We start from the raw sequence: 5,196 nt of genomic DNA, 5'->3' as shown, positions 1-5,196 counted from the left end.
AACATGAGGTGCTTTAATATAACGTATCTCTTTTTGATTATTCGCAAAGACATTCATATTATTGGCTTCATTGAGAAAGTTCATCTCAGTCTGGCTTGTACGCCATAACTCATCAATAATAGAACGATAATCAATCAGATCACCTGTACCCGTCACCATCTTCAACACGCGTGGAAACTTATGCATAATACGTACATCAGCTTCCATTATTTCATGAATATGTGGTCTTTGAACTTTTAAAACAACTGTTTCTCCATTGAGTAGATGTCCTAAATGAACCTGTGCAATAGACGCACATCCAATCGGCTTTTCATCTATATCTTTAAATACATTCTCTATAGGCTGTTCTAGTTCTTCTTCAATAATATTACGAATAGTAGAAAAACTAAGAGGTGCAATAGACGCTCTTAGTTTCTCAAACTCTTTACAGTATTCTAGAGGTATCAGATCACTACGCATTGACATGATCTGTCCTAATTTGACATAAGTAGGACCAAGATCTTCAATCATTTCTCTTGCCTTAATAGGAGTCAGACCACTTTTAATATCATGTTTCTTGATAATAGAGAGTATTTCTCTCATACGTTTAATATTACTGATCTTCTTCATGATCTAATGCATCAAGCTTCTGACGTAAAGCTGCACGTTCTTCTTCAGTCATGTTTTCTACATGTTCTAACAAGTCTTCACGTGCTTTTCTTTTTAGTTCTTCATTCATCGCACGTCCTTTATTGATAGTATCCTGACCTTTTTTCGCAAGACTATCTGTTAAGTCTTTAGAACGATCAGCGACCTCAGCAGCTGCGCCAATACCTACAAGTACTGTCTTTTTCAACAATTCACTCATAGCCATTTGACAAACCTCCTTTCAAATACTATTTTATCACAACTAAAACCTACGGTTAAGTCATATAGACCATGAATTAATAATTGTGTTATAATGGAGAAACGAAAGAGGGAGATATCAGTATGAAGAAAGAAGAATATATAGGTGTATTTGATTCAGGTGTCGGAGGAGTGAGTGTCTTACAGGCCATTCATGAAATGATGCCAGGAGAAAATCTTTATTTCTTTGGTGATTCACTTAATGCACCTTATGGGGAAAGGACATTAGAAGATGTCCAACAATTAACACTTGCCGCAATCGATAATATGAATAAGAAGAAGCATTTAAAAGCGATTGTAATTGCCTGTAATACAGCCACAAGTGCAGCAGTGACATTATTAAGAGAGAAATATACAGATATTCCTGTCGTTGGTATAGAACCTGCATTAAAACCAGCAGCACTTTCTAAAAAGAATAGCTGTATACTTGTAATGGCAACAGCTAATACATTACGTTTAGATAAGTTTCATCAATTAGCTGAAAGATATGATAAATCTGCGACTATTATTCCAGTACCATGTTATGGGCTTGCGAAACGTATTGAACAGGGTAACTTAGATAAGCCTGATTTGATTGATTTACTGACTGATCTCATTGGTCCTTATAAAGGAAAGGTAGATAGTGTCGTACTAGGCTGTACACATTATCCATTTGTGAAAAATCAGATAGCACAAGTATTAGGTGATATTCCAATGTTTGATGGTGCCTATGGAACAAGTAAACACTTATATAACTGCTTAAAGGAATGTGACTGTTTAAATGACCAGAAAGAAGGAGATATTCTTTATGGTTCATCTAAGGAAGATGAAATTCCTATCTATAAAGCATTTATGAATACACCAATCATATAAAAAGCCATATATGGCTTTTTTACTAGGAGGAAAATATGAACTATATTATTATAAATAGAGACAATATAGACAAGGAACATATATGCTGTGCCATGTCTAATAAGAAGAGTCTAAAAAAGAAAGAATGGTTAAAAGAAAGATTTGATGAAGGTTTAGTATTCTACCGCAGTGAAGAAAGAGGAAAATGCTTCATTGAATATATTCCAGATCAATATGCCTGGATACCTCTTAACTCTCATGATTATATGTATATTAATTGTTTGTGGGTATCTGGTTCGATGAAGGGCCATGGCTATTCTAGTGAGCTATTAAATTACTGCATAGAAGATGCACGCAATAAAGGATATAAAGGATTATGTATCCTATCTTCTAAAGGACGTAAGAAAGAATTCCTTTCTGATTATAAATACCTTGCTCATAAAGGATTTAAGATAGCTGATGAATCAGACAATGGAATTATATTAATGTATCTTCCATTATCTGATGGTAATCCACCACAGTTTAAAGAATGTGCCAAACATCCGCATATCAATAATCAAGGCTTTGTCCTATATTATACAGATCAATGTCCTTTTACTGATTACTGGGTACCACGTATAGAAGAAACTGCAAAAGAGTATAACATCCCATTAAAAACGATACATATCACAACACGTGAACAGGCACAGAATCTTTCTTCTCCTGTTTCTACTTATGCATTATTTAGAGATGGAGAGTTTCTTACAAATGGTATACTTAATGAAAAGAAATTCTTAAAATATGCAGGAATAGATATGTAATAACATATTTTCCCACAAAAACCACATTTAGGTATTAAGTTTCAGATATATACTAGAATCAGAAAGTGAGAGTGGTATTATGAACAACGAAAATTTAAAAGATGTTTATGAAAAGCAGAATAAAAAGAAATTAAATCGTTTAAGCAAGAATATAGGTAAGGCATTTATAGTGGTGGCATTAGGTTTTGGTGGAGGTGCAGCTGGTTCTTATTTTATGAATAACCAGGGTACTACAGTTGTAACTCAGACGACTACAACTAAAGCAGTAGGTACCTCAAAGGATGCTTCAGGCATCTCTTCTAAGATGACAAAAAGTGTTGTAGCAATTACAACAGAAAATATCTCAAGAGATAACTTCTGGTATGGTTCACAGGTATCTAGTGGGGCAGGTTCAGGAGTAATCATGAGCAGTGATGGTTATATTATTACTTGTGCCCATGTTGTATCTGGTGCAAGCACAATCAAGGTTACTACAAGTGACAATAAAACATATGACGCAACACTTGTAGGAAGCTATAGTGATAACGATATTGCAGTACTTAAAATCAATGCGACTAATTTAAAACCAGCAACATTTGCGAATAGTGATAAATTAGTTCAAGGTCAGTCAACTTACGCTGTAGGAAATCCAGAAGGTACATTTAGTGATTCTATTACTTCAGGTATCGTCTCTGCCTTAAATCGTAAAATCACAGTACAGTTAGACAATGATGATACATCTTCATCTAGTAACTATGGACGTTTTGGTCAGCTATATAGCTCAACTAAGACAATTACTATTTCAGTTATTCAGACAGATGCAGCTGTTTCTCCAGGTAACTCTGGTGGAGGATTATTTAATGGGAATGGTGATCTGATTGGTATCGTTAATGCGAAATCATCAGATACAAACAGTGAAGGTCTAGGCTTTGCGATTCCTTCAAATACAGCATTAAAGATTGCGAAAGACCTTATCAATAAGAGTAAGTAATGGACAAGAAGGACAGAAATGTCCTTTTTTAGTTAATATTTAGTTTATAATACGAGACTATATTAATGCAACGGAGGTATTTTATGAAAGAAAAATTTATTCGATTCATGCAGGGAAGATATGGTGGAGCAGATAAGCTCAACACTCATCTCATGTATTTATTATTTATTCTCGCAATCATCGTTCTTTTTACTAGTTCAAAAGTATGTATGATTCTCAGTTTACTCTTGATGATTTATATTTATTTTAGAATATTTTCTAGGAATATCTATAAACGTTATCAGGAAAATCAGAAATATTTACAGCTTATCGCACCTATCACTAAGAAAGTGAACTTCTTTAAGAATAAAAGAAAAGATAAAACACATAAATATTATAAATGTCCTACATGTAAACAGGTTGTTCGTGTGCCAAAAGGACGTGGAAAGATTGAAATCAGCTGTCCAAAGTGTAATACTAAGTTTATCAAAAGAACTTAGGGGGACGAAATATGTTGAAGGTATTACTTATTCCAGCAATTGATGATTCAAATATTGATTTGATTCGTCAATCATGTTCTGGTATGAATCTCTTAAGAGTTAATAAAGAAGATTTAACACAGGAAATAATTGATGAAGCCGATGTTATTGTAGGAAATCCACCACGCCAATTTAATTTAAATAGACCGACACTTAAGGCACTATTATTAAATAGTGCAGGAAATGATCAATTTCTTCTACCAAATATCTTAAATAGACAAACACTTCTTACAAACGCGAGTGGCAGTTATGGTCATGCTATTTGTGAACATATGATGGGGATGATCTTCAGCTTTAATAAGAATCTGCGTTTCTATTATGATAGACAGAAGGAAACTAGATGGGCACCATTATTTACTGGTAGAGAAATCTATGGTTCAAATGTCTTATTACTTGGAGTAGGCGATATAGGTACTGAATTTGCGAAAGTATTAAAGGTACTAGGGGCCCATGTGATAGGACTAAGAAATTCTTATAAGGAACATCCAGATTGTGATGAAATCATTACATCTAAAGAATTACATGATGTATTACCAAAAATGGATTATATTATTAGCTCACTCCCATCTACAAATGCTACATTTCATATGTTAAGTCATGAAGAGTTCGCATTAATGAAGAGTGACGCTGTTGTGTGTAATGTTGGAAGAGGCAATGTGATTGATACATACGCTTTATTAGAGGCATTGGACAATAAGTCTATTGGTGGGGCATTACTTGATGTTTTTGAAGAAGAACCATTATCAGCTGATTCACGATTATGGAAAAACCCAAGAGTGATGATTACACCTCATTGTTCTGGGGGCTATCACTGGAAGAGTGTACAGGATTACTTTACACAGTTAGTTATTAGAAATCTTAATCACTTAAAGAATCAGGAACCATTAGAAAACCTTGTCGATCGTAAGAAAGGTTATTAACAGTAGAGAGACTCTACTGTTTTTTAACGCCATTTGTATTCTCTTGTATTGGTGGACCAGTAGGTGGCGCTATTATGGGGGCTATGGCTACAAAGATGTATGTAGTTGGTGGTTTAGGTATCTTTGCCGTTGTAAGTTTTATTTCACCTAAAGGTGATGCAAGTGGCATGATGACTGCACTTATTTGCGGTGCTGTTTCAATGATCGTAGATTCTTAGTAAGCGCCAAATAATATAGTGGATAGAAATAGACCTCATCATGTTAGATAATTG

General features: G+C 34.4%; 8 protein-coding genes. 6 read left to right on the top strand and 2 right to left on the bottom strand.

The window, feature by feature from the left end; genetic code table 11:
- A partial coding sequence (locus QZQ55_RS10525) for an AarF/ABC1/UbiB kinase family protein (protein ID WP_295093134.1) occupies window positions 1–609 on the bottom strand: 609 nt, incomplete at its 3' end.
- Window positions 593–853, bottom strand: a complete 261-nt coding sequence (locus tag QZQ55_RS10520) for a hypothetical protein (RefSeq protein ID WP_295093132.1) — start codon at window positions 851–853, stop codon at window positions 593–595. The genes QZQ55_RS10525 and QZQ55_RS10520, both read right to left, overlap by 17 nt.
- 116 nt (window positions 854–969) lie before the next feature.
- On the opposite strand from QZQ55_RS10520, the gene murI reads away from it, so the two are divergent.
- From murI to QZQ55_RS10490, 6 genes are all read left to right on the top strand, one after another.
- Window positions 970–1,737, top strand: a complete 768-nt coding sequence (gene murI / locus QZQ55_RS10515) for a glutamate racemase (RefSeq protein ID WP_295093131.1) — start codon at window positions 970–972, stop codon at window positions 1,735–1,737.
- A 35-nt stretch (window positions 1,738–1,772) separates the two neighbouring features.
- Window positions 1,773–2,516, top strand: a complete 744-nt coding sequence (locus QZQ55_RS10510) for an N-acetyltransferase (protein ID WP_295093129.1) — start codon at window positions 1,773–1,775, stop codon at window positions 2,514–2,516.
- Window positions 2,517–2,595: 79 nt separating this feature from the next.
- Complete coding sequence (locus QZQ55_RS10505; protein ID WP_295093127.1) at window positions 2,596–3,486, top strand: S1C family serine protease; 891 nt, start codon at window positions 2,596–2,598, stop codon at window positions 3,484–3,486.
- A gap of 83 nt (window positions 3,487–3,569) precedes the next feature.
- Window positions 3,570–3,965, top strand: a complete 396-nt coding sequence (locus QZQ55_RS10500; RefSeq protein ID WP_295093126.1) for a hypothetical protein — start codon at window positions 3,570–3,572, stop codon at window positions 3,963–3,965.
- Between the two features lie 11 nt (window positions 3,966–3,976).
- Window positions 3,977–4,924, top strand: coding sequence for a D-2-hydroxyacid dehydrogenase (locus QZQ55_RS10495; RefSeq protein ID WP_295093125.1), 948 nt, complete (start codon window positions 3,977–3,979; stop codon window positions 4,922–4,924).
- A 74-nt stretch (window positions 4,925–4,998) separates the two neighbouring features.
- Window positions 4,999–5,142 (top strand): hypothetical protein, encoded by a 144-nt coding sequence (locus QZQ55_RS10490; RefSeq protein ID WP_295093123.1) that lies wholly within the window; start codon window positions 4,999–5,001, stop codon window positions 5,140–5,142.
- The last annotated feature ends 54 nt before the right edge of the window (window positions 5,143–5,196 follow it).

The sequence above is a fragment of the uncultured Catenibacterium sp. genome, from assembly GCF_900540665.1.
GTDB lineage: Bacteria > Bacillota_I > Bacilli_A > Erysipelotrichales > Coprobacillaceae > Catenibacterium.
The sequence above is the reverse complement of the archived record's forward strand: the minus strand, read 5'-3'. Positions and strand labels throughout refer to the sequence as shown.

Bases quoted from the DNA above. Each gene is read 5' to 3' on its own strand.
- QZQ55_RS10520 (WP_295093132.1), bottom strand. From the start codon at position 853: ATGGCTATGAGTGAATTGTTGAAAAAGACAGTACTTGTAGGTATTGGC.
- QZQ55_RS10505 (WP_295093127.1), top strand. From the start codon at position 2,596: ATGAACAACGAAAATTTAAAAGATGTTTATGAAAAGCAGAATAAAAAG.
- QZQ55_RS10500 (WP_295093126.1), top strand. From the start codon at position 3,570: ATGAAAGAAAAATTTATTCGATTCATGCAGGGAAGATATGGTGGAGCA.
- QZQ55_RS10495 (WP_295093125.1), top strand. From the start codon at position 3,977: ATGTTGAAGGTATTACTTATTCCAGCAATTGATGATTCAAATATTGAT.
- QZQ55_RS10490 (WP_295093123.1), top strand. From the start codon at position 4,999: ATGGGGGCTATGGCTACAAAGATGTATGTAGTTGGTGGTTTAGGTATC.
- murI (WP_295093131.1), top strand. From the start codon at position 970: ATGAAGAAAGAAGAATATATAGGTGTATTTGATTCAGGTGTCGGAGGA.
- QZQ55_RS10510 (WP_295093129.1), top strand. From the start codon at position 1,773: ATGAACTATATTATTATAAATAGAGACAATATAGACAAGGAACATATA.